This window comes from Microcoleus sp. K4-B3, from assembly GCF_036704615.1.
GTDB lineage: Bacteria > Cyanobacteriota > Cyanobacteriia > Cyanobacteriales > Microcoleaceae > Microcoleus.
This window is the reverse complement of record NZ_JAUBSF010000065.1, coordinates 1-22,623: the sequence shown is the minus strand read 5'-3', so window position 1 is coordinate 22,623 and position 22,623 is coordinate 1. Positions and strand designations below refer to the sequence as shown.

General features: G+C 43.7%; 14 protein-coding genes. 3 read left to right on the top strand and 11 right to left on the bottom strand.

What is annotated here, in order from left to right:
* The first annotated feature begins 107 nt into the window (after positions 1 to 107).
* Together QUA78_RS23005 and QUA78_RS23000 are read left to right on the top strand one after the other, a co-directional pair.
* The gene (locus QUA78_RS23005; protein ID WP_333301957.1) at positions 108 to 1,313 is read left to right on the top strand and encodes a hybrid sensor histidine kinase/response regulator; all 1,206 of its coding nucleotides are present in this window, start codon (positions 108 to 110) and stop codon (positions 1,311 to 1,313) included.
* Positions 1,314 to 1,929: 616 nt separating this feature from the next.
* Entirely contained in the window at positions 1,930 to 6,960 is a 5,031-nt protein-coding gene (locus QUA78_RS23000) for a PAS domain S-box protein (RefSeq protein WP_333301958.1), read from the top strand.
* Between the two features lie 256 nt (positions 6,961 to 7,216).
* On the opposite strand, the gene QUA78_RS22995 is transcribed toward QUA78_RS23000, so the two are convergent.
* The 10 genes from QUA78_RS22995 to QUA78_RS22950 form a co-directional block, all read right to left on the bottom strand.
* Complete coding sequence (locus tag QUA78_RS22995; protein WP_333301959.1) at positions 7,217 to 8,815, bottom strand: diguanylate cyclase domain-containing protein; 1,599 nt, start codon at positions 8,813 to 8,815, stop codon at positions 7,217 to 7,219.
* Between the two features lie 192 nt (positions 8,816 to 9,007).
* Positions 9,008 to 9,460, bottom strand: a complete 453-nt coding sequence (locus QUA78_RS22990; protein ID WP_333301960.1) for a response regulator — start codon at positions 9,458 to 9,460, stop codon at positions 9,008 to 9,010.
* On the bottom strand, positions 9,457 to 9,627 hold the full coding sequence (locus QUA78_RS22985; protein ID WP_333301961.1) for a hypothetical protein: 171 nt from the start codon (positions 9,625 to 9,627) through the stop codon (positions 9,457 to 9,459). Before QUA78_RS22985 ends, QUA78_RS22990 begins: the two co-directional genes overlap by 4 nt.
* 319 nt (positions 9,628 to 9,946) lie before the next feature.
* Positions 9,947 to 11,854 carry a PAS domain S-box protein gene (locus QUA78_RS22980; protein ID WP_333301962.1) on the bottom strand — a complete coding sequence of 636 codons (1,908 nt, stop codon included), beginning with the start codon at positions 11,852 to 11,854 and terminating at the stop codon, positions 9,947 to 9,949.
* On the bottom strand, positions 11,855 to 13,792 hold the full coding sequence (locus tag QUA78_RS22975; RefSeq protein WP_333301963.1) for a response regulator: 1,938 nt from the start codon (positions 13,790 to 13,792) through the stop codon (positions 11,855 to 11,857).
* Between the two features lie 292 nt (positions 13,793 to 14,084).
* Complete coding sequence (locus tag QUA78_RS22970; RefSeq protein ID WP_333301964.1) at positions 14,085 to 17,243, bottom strand: PAS domain S-box protein; 3,159 nt, start codon at positions 17,241 to 17,243, stop codon at positions 14,085 to 14,087.
* Positions 17,240 to 17,638: a response regulator gene (locus tag QUA78_RS22965; protein WP_333301965.1), complete on the bottom strand. Its 399-nt coding sequence runs from the start codon at positions 17,636 to 17,638 to the stop codon at positions 17,240 to 17,242. The genes QUA78_RS22970 and QUA78_RS22965 overlap by 4 nt, the downstream gene beginning before the upstream one ends.
* Before the next feature lie 49 nt (positions 17,639 to 17,687).
* Entirely contained in the window at positions 17,688 to 20,237 is a 2,550-nt protein-coding gene (locus QUA78_RS22960) for a CBS domain-containing protein (RefSeq protein ID WP_333301966.1), read from the bottom strand.
* A 108-nt stretch (positions 20,238 to 20,345) separates the two neighbouring features.
* On the bottom strand, positions 20,346 to 20,615 hold the full coding sequence (locus QUA78_RS22955; RefSeq protein WP_333301967.1) for an ATP-binding protein: 270 nt from the start codon (positions 20,613 to 20,615) through the stop codon (positions 20,346 to 20,348).
* 633 nt (positions 20,616 to 21,248) lie between these two features.
* On the bottom strand, positions 21,249 to 21,563 hold the full coding sequence (locus tag QUA78_RS22950; RefSeq protein WP_333301969.1) for a hypothetical protein: 315 nt from the start codon (positions 21,561 to 21,563) through the stop codon (positions 21,249 to 21,251).
* 287 nt (positions 21,564 to 21,850) lie between these two features.
* On the opposite strand from QUA78_RS22950, the gene QUA78_RS22945 reads away from it, so the two are divergent.
* Positions 21,851 to 22,132, top strand: coding sequence for a hypothetical protein (locus QUA78_RS22945; RefSeq protein WP_333301970.1), 282 nt, complete (start codon positions 21,851 to 21,853; stop codon positions 22,130 to 22,132).
* Between the two features lie 273 nt (positions 22,133 to 22,405).
* On the opposite strand, the gene QUA78_RS22940 is transcribed toward QUA78_RS22945, so the two are convergent.
* On the bottom strand, positions 22,406 to 22,623 hold a 218-nt coding region (locus tag QUA78_RS22940), incomplete at its 5' end, for a hypothetical protein (protein ID WP_333301971.1).

The window sequence follows — 22,623 nt, the reverse complement described above, 5'->3', positions numbered from 1 at the left end:
CATCTAGGAAGCAACCGGGTTTCTAGAGCCGCATAAAATCCCTTGAATCTGATTTAAATTCACAACCCAAAACTCTAAACTCAAAAATTTAAATGTTTCCCTTTAATATGAACGATAAGAATTCCGAAAGAAGCATCATACTAATTGTAGATGACAACCAAACAAATCTTGATGTACTTTTCGAGTTGTTAAGGAATTACGGGTTTAAAGTATTAGTGGCTCTCGACGGCGAAAGTGCGATCGAGCAAATTGAATACATCCATCCAGACTTAATTCTTTTGGATATCATGATGCCAGGAATTGATGGTTTTGAAACTTGCCTGCGTTTGAAAGCAGACCCGTCAACGCGAGACATTCCCATTATATTTATGAGCGCCCTTTCCGATACGCTTGATAAAGTAAAAGGCTTTCAAACAGGAGCCGTTGACTACATCACTAAGCCTTTCCAGCACGAAGAAGTGTTGAGCCGCATTCAAACTCACTTGACAATCCGCAGCTTGCAAAAAAAACTCGAAGAAAAAAACCTCGAACTTGCCCACCTCAATCAAAACTTAGAAAGACTTGTCGAACAAAAAACCAAGCAATTAATCGACCAGGAAAAAACAGCGATCATCGGACGTTTGACCCAGGGAATGGTACACAACCTCAAAAGTCCGCTGCAAGTGATCCAGACTAGCGTTGATTTGATTGAAACAAAAGCCACAAAAATTCAAGATGACTCTCTGTTTAATTATACGAAGTATATTTTTCAAGCTGTCGCAAAAATCAATCAGATCATGGATACTCTAATGATGAAAAGCAGAAAAGAGCAAAAGCAAGATTTGCACTCTGTGAATATCAACGATTTAGTGCAGCGAGAAGTTCAGCTACTGGAAGGCAACCTGTATTTTAAAAATAAGATTAGAAAAAAATATTTTTATGACGAAGAAATTGCCAGCATTCCATTAATATATTCCTATATATCTCAAGTATTTTATAATTTAATTAATAATGCAATGGATGCTATGTGGGAAAAGAAAAGCAGGGAACTAACTATCGTGACTCGGCAAGACGACTCGAACATATACATGGATATTGCAGATACGGGATGTGGCATATCATCAGAAGATTTGTCAAAAGTTTTTGACCCTTTTTACACATCCAAGCCACCTAAAGGCGAGGAAAAAACCGAAGGCGAACCGACAGGAACTGGCCTCGGGCTTTATACTTGTATTGAACTTTTAAAACCTTTTAACGGTGAAATTGCTATTAGCAGCAATGTCGGCCAAGGCAGCGTGTTTACAGTTGTGCTGCCCAAACCGCCGAAAACTTAATTGACTCAAATGAGTAAAATTGTGTCCGGTTAGACAACCGTCATTAAGTTCGTAATTAGGTTCATATTAAGGGCTGCAAGTCTTGGTTACTCCAGAAATAGAGGACTTGCATTGCTTAATACAAACAGGTGCTAATTGCGGGCAATTAACTGAACACTATCTCACAGCGTGTCCGTAAATTAACGCTAATTCTCGTAGGTTCGTAGTAATACCTGTTTGCAAAAATAATGTAACTTTAGGCAAGCTTCAAACCGCAATTTAAAATATAAAATCTAAAAAATAAAATGGTATAAAGAAGGAATGCAAGTCCTGATTTCTCCGCGCTCTTTTGCCTTGCCCCTTGCTATTCCCCTGCCAAAGGTTGTAAATTAAAGTTGTAAATTAAAGTTGTAAATTAAAACAGAGTGGAGTCGCAACATTGGTAAGAGTATAATTATGTTGGGTACTCGGTTTGGGGCGAGGCGGACAACTTGCAGCGGATAACTCAATTCTACAAATAAATCAGGGGGTCTGCTAGTACCCCGCGCACCCTCAAGCCTGCGCTTTAAGTTCCCCAATTAATGAGCTAGGTAACTGCATCCCCTGCTGAGATTTATTTATTACTAAAAAATAGCCAATGACATCTGTTTTTGAGTCAACTTTAACGCCTGCTTGCTTGAAAGTTCTTTTAGTAGAAGACTGTGCAGAAGATGCAGAACTCATTCAAGAACTGCTGTCTGAGCGCCCACAGGCACCATCAATTGATTTGGCCTATGTAGTTAGTCTCCGGGAAGCTATAGAAATTTTAAGCTGCGAGATTTTTGATGTAATTTTATTAGACCTTTCACTTCCTGATAGCCCAAAATTTAATACTCTTTTCCGGCTGCAAGATTGCGGTATAAATATTCCGATCGTCATTCTGACAGCCGCCGATGAGGAAGAACTGGCTGTCGAGTTAATTGCCGCAGGCGCCCAAGATTATCTGGTGAAAAGACAAGTAGACAGTCACCTGCTGGTGCGGACGCTCAGGTGCGCGATATCCCGCCAAAAACGGCAAGCAGAATGGCATAAAAGTCAAGAAAAATACCAGCAGGTTGTTCACAATATCAAAGAAGTAGTTTTTGAAACAAATACTGCTGGCAATTGGACTTTTCTCAATCCGGCTTGGACGGAAATTACCGGATTTACCGTTGATGAAAGCTTAGGAAACTCCTGTTTGAGTTACATTCATTCTGACGATCAATACCAATATTTAAATTCGTTTACAGGCCTGAACGAAAATCACAAAACATCCTGTTGCTATCAAATTCGATATCTTACCAAATATGGCGATATTCGCTGGGGGGAAGTGCAAGAATTTTTGATTTTTGGGTGGAACGGCGCGGCGCAAGGGACGACAGGAACTATCAACGATATTACGGATAAAATTTTAGCACTCTCAGAACTCGAAGCTAGTAAAAAGTTTTTGAATTATACGATCGATGCAGTTGCAGACCCAATTTTTGTCAAGGACGAACAGCACCGCTGGATACTGTTAAATAATGCTTTTTGCAAGCTAATCGGCAAGCAACGCGAGGAACTGCTGGGCAACTCGGATTACGACTTTTTCCCAAAACAAGAAGCTGAATTTTTTTGGCAGACTGACCAACAAGTTTTTAGGACGGGGAAAGAAAACGAGACCGAGGAAATATTTACGGACGCCAGCGGTGCAAAGCACATTCTGTCTACTAAAAAAACTGTCTTTGAAAATACCGACGGCAGTAAAATTCTCGTCGGGATAATTCGAGATATCACTCAGGAGAGGCGCAAACAATTAGCGCAGCAAGAAAGCGAAGCAAGACTGCGGCAACTTGTTGCCAATTTGCCGGGAATAATTTATCAATTTCGCCTCTCAACAGACGAAAAAAAAAGTTTTCCCTACATTTCTTCTGGCACCCGCAATTTATATGAATTGGCACCAGAAAAAATTCAGCAGAATCCCCAACTACTTTTTAGTTGTATTCATCCAGACGACCGCCAAAGATTTGAAGAATCTATTGCTGTTTCTGCGGCAAATATGCAGCCCTGGCAGCAGGAATGGCGCGCGATTGTGCCGTCGGGAAAAATTAAGTGGATGCAAGGGGTTTCGTCGAGACCGGAACGAGTTGATTGTCTGACTGAAATAGAGCAGGAAGGGGATATAGTTTGGGAAGGCATGGTGCTGGATATTACTAATTTAAAACAGGCAGAAGCAGCTTTGCGGGAGAGCGAAGCCAGATTTCGATCGCTCGTTGAGAATATCCCCGGCGCTATCTGCCGCAGCTTGTACGATGCTGAGTGGACGATGGTATTTATTAGCGATGAAATTGAGGTAATTAGTGGGTATCCTGCTGGGGATTTTATTGGCAACAACCGCTTGAGTTTTGCTAGCATCGTCCATGAGGCAGACAAGGAAATGGTCGATCGACAAGTCAGTGCAGCAGTAGAGTCGAAACAGCCGTACAATCTAGAATACCGGATTGTTCGCGCTGACGGCGCGGTGCGGTGGATGTCGGAAAGAGGTAGGCCAACTTACAATCTAGAAGGGTTGGTTGTGTGGATAGACAGAGCGATTTTTGACATTACCGATCGCAAACAAGCCGACCTGACTCTGTGCCTGGTAACTCAAGCTGTAGACAGCGCTAGTGATGCGATCGCGATCGCAGATTTGGACGGTTATTCCGTTTATCACAATCAAGCATTTATTCAGCGCTACGGCTATACAGTTGAAGAACTAAATAATGCCGGCGGCCCAGCAGTAATGTACCCCAAATCTCAAGATTTGAGAAAGTTATTTAGGGTGCTGCGGAAAGGTTTTTCCTGGGAAACTGAAATTGAAATCAAGAGTAAAAATGGCGATATTATAGAAACTTTTTTGCGAGCTAACTGCATTAAAGATAGCGCCAGTCAACCGATAGGAATGATAGCCATCATTGCCGACCTCACAGAAATAAAACGCACCGAATCGGCATTAAAACTCAGTCAAGAGCGATTGCAGTTGGCGGTTTCAGGCAGCTCTTTGGGGCTGTGGGATTGGAATATAGCTACTGGCGAAACTTATTTCGATTTTCATTGGAAATCAATGCTCGGTTACGCAGAAACAGAAGTTGAAAATAACTTCCAAGCTTGGGAAAGTTTGCTGCATCCCGAAGACCGAGGCAAGGTAATGGAATCTTTAAATTCCTATTTGGAAGGTAGCACTGAGATATATGAAGTTGAGTTTCGGATGCTCAACAAAACCGGAGATTGGCAGTGGATTATGGGGATGGGCAAGGTAGTAGAGTACGACGAATGGGGTGCGCCGTTGCGGATGGCTGGTACTCACAAAGATATCAGCGCCCGCGTTGCAGCAGAAGCGGAAAAAACGCAGTTGATCGCATCTCTGCAACAACTTGCCGACCAGTTGCAAGAAGCGCAAAAAATAGCCCGCATCGGCAATTGGAAATTGGATATGGAGGCAGGAATTATTACTTGGTCGGAAGAACTGTTTCGAGTTTACGGTCGAGAATTGCATCGGCCGCCGACAATGGAAGAACTTTTAGAGCAAATTCATCTCGATGACAAAGAAAGGTTTACACAAGTTGTGCAAAAGGCAGTGACTGAAGGGACAGCTTACGACATCGACCACCGCATCTATTTTCCATCTGGAGAAATCAGGCACGTTAATGGTAAAGGACAAGCTGTTAAAAATGAGTTTGGTCAGGTGGTGCGGCTGTTTGGCACGGCAATGGACATTACCGATCGCAAAAAAGCAGAAATTGCTTTGCAAGAAAGTGAACAGCGATTTCGAGCTGTATTTGAACAAGCGGCGATCGGCATTGTTAAAGTGTGGCCAGACGGTCAATTTTTGAATGCCAATCAAGGCTTTTGCAATATTGTCGGATACTCAGAATTGGAATTGAAAGCGCGAAATGTTGGGGATATTTCTCACCCGGAAGATGTAGCAGCCGATGTCGAGTCCCGCGACAGACTATTAGCTGGAGACAGCTTGAATTATTCAATTGAAAAACGCTTTGTTCGCAAAGACAGTTCATTTGTTTGGACTAATGTGAGTGTATCTTTAGTGCGAGATGGGTTGGGGAAACCGAGCTACTTAATTGGTGTTATTGAAGATATTAGTCCTCGCAAACTTGCCGAAGCTATCTTGCGCCAGCAATTAAAGCGAGAACGCTTGGTAGTAGGGATGCTGGAACGCATTCGCTCTTCTCTCAATTTAGAAGAAATTTTGACAAAAACTGTTGCTGAAGTACGGCATTTTTTGCAAACAGACAGGACAGTTATTTATCGCTTTAATCCCGATTGGAGCGGTTTTATAACTGTCGAGTCGGTAGGCCAAAATTGGCAGTCGATTCAGGGAATAACTATTAAAGATTCCTGCTTGGAAGACAGCTATGCTTCTGCTTACGAACACGGTCGCGCTGTAGCTGTGGATGATATTTACAAAGCTGGTCTTTCCGAGTGCTACATTAATTTATTAAGTCAATTTCAGGTGCGAGCTAATTTGGTAGTGCCGATTTTGCAAGGCGAGAAGTTGTGGGGGTTATTGATTGCCCACGAGTGCGCGGGCCGCCGCCGCTGGCTGGAAATTGAGGTCGAGTGTCTCAAACAAATTAGCGTGCAGTTGGCGATCGCGATCCAGCAATCGATGCTGTTTGAGCAAGCACAAATTGAAATTGCCGATCGCAAACAAGCCGAGTCAGCTTTGCAGGAGTCGGAAGCGCGAGAACGTTCAAAAGCGCTAGAGTTAGAAGCAGCTATTAAGAAACTCAGAACCACTCAAGCTCAGCTCGTTCAAAATGAAAAAATGGTGAGTTTGGGTCAGTTAGTTGCTGGTGTTGCTCACGAAATTAATAACCCCGTTAGCTTTATTCACGGTAATCTCAGTCCGGCTCGTAATTACACTTTAGATTTGCTGGAATTGATTAAAGTTTACCAGAATTACTGTCCTAATCCTCCAGCCCAAGTCTTGGATAAAATTGATGAAATAGACTTGGATTATATTGCTGAGGATTCCTCGAAATTGTTTAATTCGATGCAAGTAGGAACAGAGCGAATTGTCGAGATCGTAAAATCCTTGCGCAACTTTTCCCGCTTGGACGAGTCCGCTGGGAAGTCGGTCAACATTCACGAGGGAATTGATAGCACTTTAATGATTTTGCAAAATCGGTTAAAATCTCACAGCAGCCATCCGGGGATTCAGATAGTTAAAAATTACCAACTATTGCCGCAAATTGAATGTTTTCCCGGCGAGTTGAATCAGGTATTTATGAATATTTTGATTAATGCGATCGATGCTTTGGAAGAACGGGACAAGCAGCGTCCGATCGAGGAGTGCGATCGACATCCCAGCACGATCGCTATTCGCAGTTATCAGGCTGCTGAGGGCTTCGTAGCGGTATCTATTGCCGACAACGGGCTGGGGATACCGGACTCGGTGCGATCGAGGCTGTTTGACCCGTTTTTCACGACTAAACCAGTGGGCAAGGGAACGGGTTTGGGACTGTCGATTTCTCACTCGATTATAGTCGATCGGCACGGCGGCCGATTGAGCTGTATTTCGGCACTAGGAGAGGGAGCGGAGTTTTTGATTGAAATTCCAGTGCGGCCGAATTTAACTGGTACGAGATCGAAGAAAGGGGGAATAAATTAGGAATTGGTAATTGAAAATTGGGCAGCAGTAATGAGTAATATCAAACACGGTAACATTGGAATTATAATCTGCAAGCGAGCATTCCGCTCGCTCCGGCTCACTAGATCGCGTCCCGCTTGCACCGCACTCGGAAAATTCTTATTCCGATGCACAGGTCAACGATATAAGTTATGAGTTGTGAGTTGTGAGGGAAAAATTAAACACGATATTACTAATTACCAATTACCAATTACTAATTAGCAATTACCTTCAACTTTTACATAAAAATCGGGGAAGATTCCCAGTTATTTCTGGCGTGACAAATGCGATTTTTGCCTTCGGTTTTGGCTTGATAAAGGGCGCTGTCAGCGCTGCGAATTAGGGTGTCGGGAGATTCCTGGGCAGAAGGAATCGCCGTAGCACTGCCGCAACTGAGGGTAACGTAGGGGCCGATCGGCGATCGCGCGTGGGGCAGTTTCAAGCTGGCGATGCCGTCGCAAATTTTCCGGGCGACAATGTTTGCCTCTTCGGCGCTAGTGTTGGGCAGCACTACGGCAAATTCTTCGCCACCGTAGCGGGCGACCAAATCCCCAGCCCGGTTGGTGGCCCTGGCGATCGCCCCGGCAACTTGGTGCAAACAATCGTCCCCGCCGAGGTGCCCATAAAATTCGTTGTAAAGTTTAAAAAAATCGAGGTCAAACATAATTAAAGACAGCGGCAGTTCCTCTCTTGTCAATCTGCGCCACTCTAATCTCAAAACGCGATCGAACTGGCGACGATTGGCAATGCCAGTCAGTCCGTCAGTAGTTGCCAGTTGCTGCAATTTTTGATTTGCTATTGCTAGCTGGCGGTAAAGTTGAGATTGTTCGATCGCGATCGCCATTTGATTTGCCAAGTGCTGTAAAAAATCTATTTCCCACTGCTGCCATTCCCTGACACCGCTGCAATTGTATGCTGTCAGCATTCCCCACAAACTATTGCCATTTTCTGCAATCGAAACCGCCGCACTTGAACCCTTCGCCTGCGGTTTGCCGCTCGCCGGCAGGCAGATATAATTTTCGGCTGCATCTTGATTTTTTTCGGCTTCCAAAGCAGTGCTTTCTTGTGTTTTGTTTACCGTTTCCCAGTCGCCAGATTGCCAAATTGGAACGCTGACAACTGCTGTCATTTCACAATCTGTCAGCAATTCTTTGCAACTGCCAGCCAAGTCGGCAGCGCTGACATCTGCTATTGCTTGTACAGACTGGGATTCGACCAAAACAAAGCATGACACCGCCAAAGCAGCACTAATATTTTGGTTTTCAATATAACCGAATGGCAAACCGTCACCTGCGACGATCGCACCTTTTTCCTCTTCCCCGTCGAGTTGAGACGACCAATCCTGGCAACGATAAATTAAAACGCGGTCTGTGTTGAGAAATTGGCGCACTTCTGCGACGGTACTTTGGAGAATGCTTGCCGCGTCTATTGAGGATCGAATATGTTCGATCATTTTGCCCAACAGCCGCTCTCGGAGAGCCTGCTGCCGCAATTGTTCTTCGATTTTCTGGCGTTCGATCGCGTAATGGATTGCCCGCACCAGCATTTCTCTGTGAAATTTTCCCTTTACCAAACAATCTTGAGCGCCCCACCGCAATACCGACAGCGCCGTATTTTCATCGTTGATATCTGTCACCACCACAATTGGCACTGTGGGCCATCGCGCTTTCAAAACTGCGATCGCCTCGCATCCTCCCAAGCAGTCTGACACTGACAAATCTAATAGTACGGCGTCAAACTTTTCTAGTTCCAGACACCCGACTCCTATCTCCAGAGACTTAACCGTTTGGAGAAGAAATAGAGACTGGCTGAATGACCCTAAAAGGTCTTCGATCATGGTCGGAGCTGCGAGGTCATCCTCAACCAACAAAATTTTCAGACATTTGTTACGTGTTAACACAACTATAGCGTTCGGAGCGGGTCTAAGGAAACTTGTGAGTTTTGATAGCGATACTTGCGATCGGGCTAATATGTCGGTTTATTACATTTACTCTACACTCAAACTATCGATTTAGCCCTCAATTAAAGCTTACATATCCGGCGGGAGTGAAACGATTTCAAACCAATACTTACATAAAGTCTTCATTACTTCAAGCAATCCTTCAAAAGTGACTGGTTTGGATATGAAAGAATTTGCCCCCAAGCGATAGCAAAGCAAGATATCTCCCCTGCGGTGCGAAGTTGTGAGGATTACAACCGGAATTTGTTGCAAATGGGGGTCAGATCTAATCGAATTTAGTGTTTCTAGCCCGTCAAGCCTCGGCATATTCAGATCCAAAAGTATCAGGTCTGCCTGGTGCCAATTGCTGCTACCAACATATTGACCGCGACGGTACAAGTAGTCTAGCACTTGTTCTCCATTTTCCACAAATTCGCTCTTAATTGCTAAGCGAACTTCTCGAAGTGCTTCCTTCACCAAAAAGCGCGTGTCCTCGTCATCGTTTGCTATTAAAAGAGTAAAATTTTTCTTTTGATAACTCACGGCTTTGCCTCACTACGAATGGCTTTTGTGAGGTGGCGGGACTTTGAGCCGTGTCCGATCGCCTGCAAAGCATCCGTTGCCATCATCCGGCAAATCTGACTGAGAACACTGAATTTGTGTTGCAGCAATTTACGGTTTTCGTGGATTTGCAAAGGTTTGCGAATCATGCTGGTTTGACTTGGCAGTCTGTCCCAGTACCGGCTACCTGCAAAGAAATCACAAATCCTTGTCCGCGAACTACTAGGGAAACTACTGCATCTCAAAGCAAGATGCTCTGGATACAATTGAAAAAAACTGACAATTCTTGCGCGCACCGCTGATTTATAAGTTGTAATAGGATAGAGCTAATAGATTTATCCTGATAGATTTTTGGCTCGATGTCATCAGTGAATCTGCTACACTTAATGACCATTTGTGTAAAGAAAACATAAAGCTATTTAAAGCTTAAGTAAAGAACGGCTGACTGCTGCAGGCGGACGGGTGACTTCACTTTGGTATAGGAATAGAAAAATAAAAAGTTGAACCTCGATTGGGTTCTGATTCTACCCAAAGGCGGCCGCCATGCCGATCGACAATTCTTTGACAAATCGCTAAACCGATACCAGTTCCTGAATACTGTTTTTGGGTGTGCAAGCGCTGAAAAATTTGAAAAATTCGCCGATGGTACTGTTCGGCAATCCCAATACCGTTGTCCTGCACTGAAAAAACCCAGCTATCCCCCTGAGGCCAAGCGCTGACGCGCACCATCGGCGCCTCGCTGCTGCGGTACTTAATGGCGTTGCCAATTAAATTTTGAAACAGTTGCAGCAGTTGAAAACTGTCACCTCTTACCCTTGGTAAATCGCCCTTAGTAACAAAAGCTTGATTTTGGCGGATGGCTAACTGCAAATTAGCGCAAGCATCCTCAAAAACCAGATTGCAATCTATCACATCAAAAGGTTTCTCACTGCGACCGACCCGCGAATATTCCAGCAAGTCATCAATCAGCGCCTGCATCCGCCCGCAAGAATTAACAATATTGCGGAGAAATTTATTTCCTTGGGCATCAAGTTGGTTGTGACAGCGGTTTTCTAATAGTTGAGCGTAGCCCGCAATCGTGCTCAAAGGCGCTTGCAAATCGTGAGAAGCCACGTAGGCAAACTGTTCGAGTTCGGCATTAGAACGAGTTAATTCTTGAGCGTAGCGGGTTTGAGTGTCTAAACTCGCTTGCAGCAGTTCTTGTACCAGCTTGCGCTGGGAAATATCCTCGATCGCACAAATCAAATACTGCGGCGTCCCTTTGACATCGCGGATTGCCGAAACAGTAACATTCGCCCAGCGCACTGCCTCATCTTTGCAGATCAAACGCTTTTCCAGAGAAAAAGTTTTAATTTTCCCTGCTAACAGCGAACGCACATATTCTCTGTCAGCTTCGATGTCATCCGGGTGAGTAATTGCCTGCCAATTTTGCTGCAACAATTCCGATTCTGCATAGCGAACAATTTGGCAAAAACCGGGGTTTACCCGCATAAATTGACCGCAAAGGGCGGTTTTAGCTATGCCGACCGCAGCTTGCTCGAATATCGCGCGGAAGCGTTCTTCGCTTTCTCGCAGGGCAATTTCTGCTAGTTTGCGATCTGTGATATTGCGAAATGTTACTGCCACACCATCGTTTAATTTGACCGCAACAATGTGCAGCCAAGCACTTGTATCTCGATCGTGTTCGTAATAAAATTCTTGGTCTACAGTTGCTCCTGTTTCTACTACAGAAACATACAAATCAAATAACCCATTTTTGCGAAGTTCGGAAATTTCAGCCAACAAATTCTTGCCAACTATCTCATTAAATGGCATACCGGAAATTTTTTCGGCGGCAGGGTTGATCAACAGCCACTGGAAATCCACAATATTTCCCTCACTGTTGCGGATGGCAGAATAAGCCACCATACCGTCTAAGGAACTATTTAATATGCTAGCAAGCAGCGACTGCGACTGTTGCAGTTGAGAATTTTGCTCTTTTAATTGCTGTTGCAGTTTTTGCAAGCAGATTTGCTTGTCGATGCGCGCTAAAACTTCTTCTACTTGAAATGGTTTGGCAATATAGTCGGCACCGCCAACTCGAAAAGCTTGTAATTTATCATTAATGTCATCTAATACGCTTAAAAAAATTACTGGAATTTGTTCGGTTTCCGCTGTCGCTTTCAGTCTCCGACAAACTTCATAACCGTTCATTTCTGGCATTCTAATGTCGAGCAAAATTAAATCGGGGCAATGGGCGATCGCAACATTCAACGCCAGTTGACCGCAAATAGCTCGGTAAACTTGATACCCTTGGGCTGTTAGCAGCTTGGATAAGAACCGCAGATTGCTCGGTTGGTCATCAACCACCAATACTTTAATTTGGCTATTATCCATTTATTTTAAACTCGATTGAGTTAAATCCATTATCTTGTCGAGTCGGTAATCGGTAAGTAAATCTTTTAAAGCATGAGCTAAAGTTGGATGACTTTCCCAGATGCGATCGACAATTTGAATCGCCAGCTCTTCATTAACATCATTAGCTGCATCGTAGAGTTCCTGCACCCAACTTTGAGGCATCTGGGCCAGCAGCCCTCCGAAAAATGAATCGGGTTTGTCGCTCACAAAATAACGCCCTAAAGCCCCGACTGGTAGCCCGGGCAACTCTTGATAAATATAGCGCACTCCCAAGTAGCAAGCCATCTTATCAAAAAGGATTTGTTCTTGAAAAGGTTTGCGCACAAAATCGTCGCAACCTGCGGCGATAATTTCGCCTTTTTTTTCCTCAAAAGTGCTAGCAGTCAGAGCAATAATTACAGTTCGCCGCTGAGTTTGTTTTTCTTTAGCTCTAATTTGTCTGACAGCTTCAAAACCGTCCATTACTGGCATTCGTGTATCCAGCCAAATTAAATGAGGCTGCCAACTTTCCCAAATTTCAACAGCTTGGCGACCGTTTTCCGCTTCTCGGACTTCAAAACCAATTGGTTGCAGCATTTTAATCAGCAGCAGCCGATTTTCTTGATTGTCGTCAATTGCTAAAATCCGATAAATCGGTTGATCTGCTTCTAATCCGATCGCCCGCTGCAATGTCGCGACTGTTATTTCAGACGAAGTAGTGGGCAATACTCGGATATTAAATTTAAAACTCGTTCCCTTACCTAAAACACTTTTGAACCCAATATCTCCGCCCATTATCTGCACATATTTTTTAGTAATTGTCAAACCCAATCCCGTACCGTCAGCCGCATTTCTACCTGCTTCAGTTTGCACGAAAGCATCAAATAAAGTGTCAATCTCTGCTGCTGGTATGCCAACTCCGGTATCTTCAACTTCAAACAAAATTAAAACTTCTTCGCCCGAGGTAGAGTTAGAATAAATTTCCGCTTCGGTTAGCTGCTGCTTGCTTTCCACGCTCACGCGCAGCCAAATACAACCGCCATCGAGAGTGAATTTTATGGCATTTCCCAACAGGTTAATCAAGCATATGCGCAGCTTTTTTTCGTCAGTTTTTATATATTGGGGAACATTCGCCTGCACGAAAAATTTTAGTTGCAAATTCTTAGTTTCAGCTTGAATTTGAAACATCTCTTCGAGAGTTTCGAGAAGTTGATAAAGATCGAAGCTGCGTTCATCTAAGCCAATTATCCCTGCTTCTATTTTCGACAAGTCTAAAACATCGTTAATTAGTTCCAGCAAATGTTGACCGCTGCGGTTAATAATTCGGAGATTTTCGAGATTTTCGTGGCCCAGGAAAGAGTCGCGGCTCATGACTTGGGTAAAACCCAGGATGGCGTTTAAGGGAGTCCGCAATTCGTGGCTCATGTTGGCAACGAATTGACTTTTTGCGAGCGATGCAGCGGCCGCGGCTTCTTCGGCTTTTTTGCGTTCTATTATTTCTTGTTGCAGTTCGGTATTGCGATCTAGCAATTGTTTTTTCAGTCTTTGGATAGTTAGTTGGTTTTCGATTCTCGCTAAAACTTCGGCTACATGAAAGGGTTTTGTGATATAGTCAACACCTCCAACTTTAAAGGCGGTTACTTTGTCCAATACTTCATCTAAAGCGCTGATAAAAATAACGGGAATTTCTGATGTTTTCGGATCGGCTTTGAGCTGCGTGCAGACTTGGTAGCCGTCTATTTCGGGCATTTTGATGTCGAGCAAAATCAAATCTGGAGAACCAGATCGCGCTGCTCTGATTGCCATTTTGCCGTTAATTACGCCCCGGACTTTGTAGCCCCGATCAGACAGCGTTGCTGATAAAACTTGCAAATTTTCTGGAGTGTCGTCAACAATTAATATGTTGCCTTTATTTTCTTCTGTTTGATTGCGGGTCATCGATGCTATTTTTTGTTAAATTGAAAATTGTTGAAATTATGAAAACTGGTTAAATCGTCATTATAGCACTCCCTCGTGCATCAACTACTTTTCTATTTACAGAACTTATAACATTATAGATTTTAAATTTTAGATTTTAGAATTGGCAATCCCTGATGATTACCAGGGTTGGGAGCTTGGCTACAGGTAAATTAGCCGATCGCCCGCGGGCGAGTTTACAAATAGTCGCTCCACCTAAATCATCAATAATCCTGAACCTGCCCCTCTCCCTTCTTCCTTCTTCCTTCTTCCTTCAAAAATTTCTAAACTCCTCAATCAAATCGATAATCCGATCGCACCGGAAGTTCTTCACCAAATCGGCGATCGCCCTGCTGAAATCAGCATGAATCGGAGGAATCAACAACAGCAGCCGAAAAATCTCCTCGTTATCAACCGCATCCGCCGCCGCGTACAATTCATCAACCCATTCAGCAGGCATAGCTTCAAAAAATGAAGCATTGAGCGTAAAAGGAAAATTAGCCGTTTCAGTTACCCTGGAAACCTCACCGGACGCCACAGCATCTGAACTTGGCGAAGCTTCTCGATCGTAAACATAGCTGACTCCCAGATACTTAGCCATCTTTTCCAGAATCACTTGCTCTCGAAAAGGCTTCGCTACAAAATCATCGCAACCAGCAGACAAAATCAGCGATCGCTCCTCATCAAAAGCACTTGCCGTCAGAGCAATAATCACCGTTGCTTGACCTTTCAAATGCGCTTTAATCTGTTTAGTAGCTTCATAGCCGTCCATCACCGGCATCCGCATATCCATCCAAATCAAATGAGGTTCCCAACTCGACCACATTTCCACAGCTTGAACGCCATTTTCAGCCTCCTGCACAGCAAAGCCGAGGGATGTCAGCATTCTGACCAACAGCAAGCGGCTTTCCAGGCGATCGTCAACAGCTAAAATGCGGTATTCCGGCTGTCCGGGTTTGAGACTCACAACGCGACGAGCTGTTTGAGCCACCTGAATTTCCACTGGATTAGGGAGGGAAACTTTAACATCAAATCTAAAAATGCTGCCGCGACCGACGCTGCTTGTTACCGTTATTTTTCCTCCCATTAACTCCAGGAACTGTTTGCTAATCGGCAAGCCTAAACCAGTTCCTTCTTGAGCTTTTCTCCCGCTTTCTGTTTGCGCAAAAGGTTTAAACAAATTGTCCATTTCTGCCACAGAAATTCCCCATCCCGTATCTTCAACTTCAAATAGCAAACAGCAATTGTTAATTATAGGCCTCTCTTCATGATTTTTATTTCCCAACAGCTCATGTTTTATTCTTAGATTAACACCACCTTCCGCAGTAAACTTAATAGCATTTCCCACTACATTAATCAATACTTGGCGCAACTTGCTTTCGTCTGTTTCTACGTATTGAGGTAAGTCGGGCGTGGAATCAAAAATTAACTGTAACCCTTTTTTGTCGGCTTGCAGCTTCAGCATATCTTCAGTATTTTTTAGCATTTTATGCAAGTCGAAAGTGCTATTATTAACTGTCACGATCCCGACTTCAATTTTTGACATTTGCAGAATATTGTTAATCAGCTCGAGCAAGTGTTCCCCGCTGCGGCTAATAATTCCTAAGTATTGCTGTTGGTCGGCACCGAGGGCTGCGTCGCGCGCCAGCAGTTGGCTAAAACCGAGAATTGCGTTGAGGGGAGTTCGCAATTCGTGGCTCATATTCGAGAGGAATTCACTTTTCGCCCTGTTGGCTCTGTCGGCTTCTTCTTTGGCTTTTTGCAGGGCTATTCCTGCTTGTTTCCGCTCGGTAATATCGCTAGCTGTGCCAGTTGTGCTAGTGATGTTTCCTTCAGCGTCCATGCGGGCGATCGCCTTGGTATTTACATCAATCTGTCTGCCGTCTTTTCCTAATACTATATTTTCGTACTGAAACACAGTTTTTCCCGTCAGCAAGCGCTTCTGGAGTTCCCATTTCCAGTCTATTTCTCCTGGCGCTAAGAAATCGCTAAAAGAACAGCCGAGCATTTCTTCAGGCTCGTAACCGTAGATTTGTTTAACTGCTTGGTTCACAAAAGTAATGTGCCCTTCAGCATTGCAAGACCAGATAATATCTTGGGAAGTTTCAACTAAATGACGGTATTTTTCTTCGCTCTCTGCTAGGGCTATTTCTGCCAGCTTGCGTGGGGTAATGTCCATCAAAGTTGTGAATAGTTTTGTCGCTTGCCCTTGTTGGTTGACAACTACTTCTCCTCTGGCTTCGATGTAGCGGATGAAGCCGGCTTCACTTATTTGTGACGGGCAATTATCCGCAGCAATTTTCGGTTCCGGTCTCAGTATTCGATATTCCAAGCTGTAGGATTGCCCGCTAGCAATAGCAGTGTCGATCGTTGTTTGCCACTTTTGTCGATCGTCCGGATGCACATATTGCGAAAACTCAGTTAGTGTTGGCGCAGCCTGGGTTGAATCGAGTCCGAAGATCCGAGATAACTCTTCCGACCAAGTAGTTGTGTTGGCCGAGAAATCGCATTCCCAATTACCGACACGGGCGATTCTTTGCGCTGCTGCTAAAGAAGCTGCTACAGCTCGGAGTTTTTCTTCGGCTAATTTGCGATCGCTAATATCTTGAATCACAGAAATCACGCAGGTTTCGCCATGAATGTCAATGATTTCTGCTGACAGCAGGCCAGTTCTGAGTGCCCCACTTTTAGTGCGCAAATCAAATTCGTAGTTGCGAAAAAATTTTTTGTATTCTAACATTTTAAACAGCTCGGCACGGGCTTGTATACTTTCCCAAAGATTCAAATCAAGCGCCGTGCGATCGATAATTTCTGCAGCCGAATAACCGATTGTCTGGCAAAATGCCTCATTAATTTCTAAATAACGACCGTCTTTAAGTCTGGTAATACTAATGGGGTTTGGAGAAGAACGAAAAGCTTTAGCAAACTTTTCTTCAGACAAGCGCATTTGTGCAGTCCGCTCCTCGACTAAAGTTTCCAATTCTTGATTCAGCTTTTGGAGTTGAGCGTTTTGTTCCGCTAATTGTTTCTCCATAAAATAGCTGTTGACTGCTTCTTTCACCGTCAATTTTAAATCTTCTGACTGCCAAGGCTTCGATATGTAGCGGTACAATTTAGCATATTTAATAGTATTCGCCACTGCTTCGATGTCTGCTTGCCCCGTCAGCATAATTTTGATAGTTTTTGGCGAAATTATGTGAATTTGCTTCAGCAATTCGTCTCCTTTGATATGGGGCATCAGATAGTCGGAAATCACTGCCACGATTTCGCAGTTCTCTGCCAGCAATTCCTCAATTAACTCTAAAGCATCTTCGCCGCCTTCAGCGGTTTCTAATAAATGTTCTTCTCCCAGAGCTTTTTTTAACTCCATTTTCAAACTTTCAAGAATTATCGGTTCGTCATCCACGCAAATAATCACAGGTTTATTGTTCATATTTTTGCCAAACCAGATTTTATAGTTTCTACTAATTCTTTGCGATCCCACGGCTTGTACAAACAGCGGTGCAAGTTTGCTTGCTCTTTCACCCGTGCTATTGCTACTTCGTCGGCTTGCCCGGTCAGCATGACTTTCACAATCTTGGGATATTTTTGGTGAACCATAATCAAAAATTCATCTCCTTTAATACCTGGCATTAACCAGTCAGATACTATGACCAAAATATCACTTTCATCTTCTTCTTGAATTTCTTCTAGAATTTCCAAAGCTTCATCTGCATTTTCTGCTACTTCATAGAGGTAAGCATCCCCAAATTCTTTTTTAAGCTGAATTTTTAAACTGTTTAAGACTACAACTTCATCATCAACGCACAAAATTACTGGTTTTGGCATAAAATTTTACTTGTCTTTAACTTTAAAACTTGGGTATTTCCCCATTTCTTTAATTGCTATCCGGGATTCCGATGGGCAAGGATATAGTAAATTTTGTTTTACCTGGCACGCTTTCTACTTGCAGTTCACCTTGGTGTTTTTCCAGGATTTTCTGAACTATATCCAATCCCAAACCGCTGCCTTCTCCCGGAGGTTTGGTCGTGAAAAAAGGCTCAAAAATTCTCGGCATAATCTCTGGGGGAATGCCTTGACCACTGTCGGTAATACTGACTAATATTACGTTATCTTGGTGTTTGACATCAATTTTCAACACTCCTTTGTTGCCCATCGCTTGTAAAGCATTGTGAAGCAAATTTGTCCAAACTTGATTTAGTTCATCAGGATAGCATAGCACATAGGGTAAATCAGTACCATAGTTTCTGACTACTTCCACACCGTGTTTGATTTGGTAGTGGTAAAGCGTTAAAACAGTCTCAATACCGTCGGTAATGTTAGCGATTGTTTTGGAACCTGACTGGTCGTAACGAGAGTAGCTTTTCAAAGCAAAAACAATTTTAGCTGCCCTATCTGTCGCAGTAGCAATATTTTTAGTGCTTTTTTGTACCGTAGCGAATTGGTAGGCGGTTTGTAAAAAATTTGGACTTTGGGTGTCTTTCAAGAAAGGTAAAAAAGTTTCTAAATTGCATATGCCAATATCTAATAATGTACAAGCAAGGCTGTCGGCGTTCTCAATTTTTTCTGCTTCTAATTGCCGCTGCAAAAGTTTTTTCAACTGACGTTTCTCTTTACTAGATAAGTTGTCTGTTTCTTGACTTGACTTGTGCAGCAGCGCAAAAAAATCCTGCTGCCTTTCCGGGGATAGTTGCTGGAAAAATATCGGCAACTGCTGCAATTGTTCCGCCCAGAAGTCGGCAATGTTCTGCACCGAGGAGCGAATCGCCCCTAAAGGAGAATTGATTTCGTGAGCAACTCCGGCAATTAACTGTCCGAGGGCCGCCATTTTTTCTGATTGAATCAGTTCTTTTTGAGTGCGCTTCAGTTCTTCCAAGGTATGAGATAATTCTGCATTTTTTTGGCACAGCGCTGACTCGGCTATTTTGCGATCGCTGATGTTACGGGCAACCCAAATCACTGCATTTTTTGAGAACAGAGAAATGCAGGCAGAAAACCAAATTTCCCGGTCGCCAACTGTTAAGCTGTAGTCGAAATTGAGCGTTTGTTGGGTATCTAACACTTGCTGAACTAACATCCACCAATTATCCGGGTTGTTGTCGTCAAAAAAATGTTCGATTGTTAGGCTGACTATATCGCAATCAGGCTCTAATAACGCCGCCGTATTGGTCGGTAAAACTTCTATGTTGCCCTGATTTTCTAGCACGAGAACTATGTCCGTCATTGCTTCAAAAACGGCGCGAACTTTGCTTTCAGAAAAGTGCAATTTTTTTTCGAGCAATTGGCGATCGCTAATTTCTTGCTGCAATTCTTCGTTGCTGGCTGCTAGTTGAACCGTGCGGTCTTGAACTCGCTGTTCGAGTTCGGTGTTGAGGCGGCGGACTTCAGCTTCAGCGGTGGCGCGGTCTTCTATTTCCTTTTTTAACTGGCTGTTAGCGTTAACTAATTCTAAAGTTTGCTGTTGAGTTTCTTTTTCTAAACTTTTATTTAAAAGCCTCAACTGTTCCTCTACTTCGGTTCTCCGAAGTGCTTCTTTTTGCAATTGTTCGTTCACTTTGTTTAACTCCTGGATCTGTTCGGCAACTGTTTCCTGCAAAAGCTCGACATTCGCTTGCATTTCTACCGGATCTAAGGCGTGCAGCAGGGTACTTTGGCTCACGATTCCGGCTAAATATCCTCCCTCGTCCACCACCACCAAGCGCCGGATGCCGTGCTGCTGCATGAACTGGTGAGCCTGCCACAATGTGGCTTTTACCGGCAGCGGTATCAGGGGAAAACTCATGGCGGCGGCGGCAGGAGTGCCGGCGAAATCGAGTCCAGAAACTTGGAATTTAACAATGTCGCTTTCTGTAATTATGCCCACAGGTTTCTGATGTTTGTTGTCGCTGTCAGTGCAAATGACTATGCAGCTTTGGCGCTGGGTTGTCATCTGTTTTGCGACTTCTAAAACAGAGGTGCTCGTTGAAGTAACTATTACTTCTGTGGTCATAATTTCTTCTGCGCGCCACATTTTCAGCAAGTCGCCCGGTTTCAGGGTTTGACGGATGCTTTCGCAGGTGATGGCGCCTAGCAAGTTTCCGCGTTCGTCTGTGAGGGGCAAGTGACGGATTCTTTTCGATCGCAATATGCTCAATACCCTGAAGATATTCCCCGCTTTATCGAGGTTCAGGGCGATCGGATTTTCAGTCATTACCTCAGAAATTACCCCCCCTGCTACCGAAATACCGCTAGCAGTTATTTTCACAACATCGCGCTCTGTAAAAATTCCGAGCAGTTGCTGATCTTGAGCGATTAAAATGCAACTAGCGCTCGCCTCAGTCATGGCAGCGATCGCGACTTTCACAGGTGTGTCTGGAGGCAGCACCGGCGGTTTGGGGTCGATCGCCTGTTCTAGCAAGCTTTGAGTATCAGAAGCTGTGGTTGACATGGGCAAATCAAGGGGGATAGATGTAAGCGGAACCGGTAATTAATACCATTTTAGATTCCAGATTTTACAGTGGCGGCACGCTGACCGCAATCGAGGTTTGACATCCGTCTAGAGTCGCCTTTTTAGTCGCGCATCGGTATGATTTTTAGTGCGATAGCGCTCAACGGCGATCTGGATTGACACGGTAAAGGTCGTTTGACCTATAACTGACGCTACTTCTATTTTAACCGAATGTTTTTCCACAAATTTTTTAACAATATCCAGTCCCAACCTGCTGCCTTCGTTGGCGTTTTTTGTCATAAAGAACGGCTCCAAAATTCGCGGCAAAATCTCCGGGAAAATTCCCTCGCGGCTATCAGTGACGTTGACGAGCAGCATCTAATTTTCTACTATTACCCCTACTGTTTAAACTTTGCAATTGTTCATTGCCTGAATAACATTGTAAATCAGATTTGTCCAAAATTGATTTAGTGCGCCTGAATAGCACAGCAATTCAGAGAGTTGATTTTTATAATTTTAGGCAATGTATTTTCCGTATTTGAGTTAGTTTTAATAGAGAATATAGTTTTAAGACGGTCATTAATACTGGCAATTATCTTTTATTCCGTACAGCTATAAGGCAATAGTCCGGACAGTTTTTATATGGCCCAATGGCTTATGCTCGCTTGACTTTCAGCCGCTGTGGATAATTAAATCAATGTCAGCTCCACCCCTGACTTACATTTAATTCGACTTTTTTATGCTCCTTGCCCCGCGTAAGCTTGTAGTATCGTTCCCAAAACTGTCCGGAGTATTGATAAGGAAGATATTTAAACAAAGCAAAAACTACTTGTGCTGCTCTGTCTGTAGCAGTTGCAGCAGATGCTTTTCTTGGCAAGGTGTGGATAAAGTGCAGGGAATATCTGCCTGACTCAGGCATTTAAGCACCGCTTGATGAAATATTTGATTGCACTGCAAGTTTATTGATTGTTTGAGTTGAACTACCAGGTTGCTAAACTCGGCCATTTCATCTTAGAGGTCTGTAAGCTCTTGCCCGACAAAATAGGAATATTGATATTTGTGTTTGTCACAATAACCCACAACTTCAAAAGCTCCGTTTTTGAGCGCACTTTGATAGCTTTCTCGAAACCTTGGCAGGGTTTCCCTGACATGATACTTGCTGTCAGAGAGCCAAGCAGAAATCGGTGAATTTCCATAGGGCAACACTTCGGACAGTTTTTGAGGGCAAACCGTATAATAAGAGTTTAAGGGCGATCGGTACGAAGGCTTCGCTTGCCGAGGTACACTATAGAACCCATTTGAGATCTTTTGACGATCGCCCTTCATGTGAGATCGGCTCAGCCACGGGCGATCGGCTCAGCCACAGGCGATCGACATCCAATTGCCCCAAGGAAAGAGAGTGATGCAGTTTCAACCAAAACGGGGAAGGGTTGTTGGTTGTCTCTGCTTACTGAATTAATGTAAAATTACCCTCAAAACACTCTCTCGGACGATGCCTTACTCTACTAATCCCACAGATGCCGAATGGGAAATTTTGTCACCCTTACTCAATCAAATATTGCCCCAAAAAAATAGAACTCGCCCACCTAAATGGACTCAAAGAGAAATTTTAAATGGCATCTTCTAGCAACTCAAAAATGGTGGCAATTGGGCAGACCTACCCTGCATATTTACCTCCCTACTCAACCTTATACTGGTTTTACTTGCAGTGGCGAGAACTTCGAGTGCGCCGAAGTTTTGATGAAAGTTTTGCATTCTCAAGTACGATCGCAAGTTTAAAAAAACCTCAGTGGACTACATTAATGATGATCGATTCACAGGCAGTTAAAAATACCTTTAATGCCAGTATTGCATCGCTCATGTTATTGTTTTCACAAATCAACCAATGGTATTAAAAGACCTCTAGCGGTTGATACGCTTGGGTTTCCCTTTTTTATTCACTGCACGAAAGCTAGCCGATCAGATGATGCAGCTTTAATTGAAATGTTAAGCAAAAACATCAATTTTTTCAAGTCTAAACCCGTTAATGTTCCCAAAGTCACTATCTTGCTAGACCACGGATATCACCCCGACCATTTGACTGCTGAGTTAAAGAAGATTTACCCATAAATTCTCACCAAAATTAAGTTTGAACTCTCGGAAAAGCCCTCAAAAAAACAAAAAGAAGCTCAAGGACAATCAGGATTTGTGCCAGTTAAAGCGAGGTGGGTCATCGAGCGCTCGAATTCTTGGATGGAAAGGTGTAAAATTCTCATCAAAAACTTCGAGAGAACCTTAGATAATGCAACTGCCCAGATGAATCTTTGTTTGGTAGTGCTAAACAAGTAATGATGTGTTGTAGTGATGGATGAAATACCAAATTGCACCAATGTGATTTTCCAAGGAC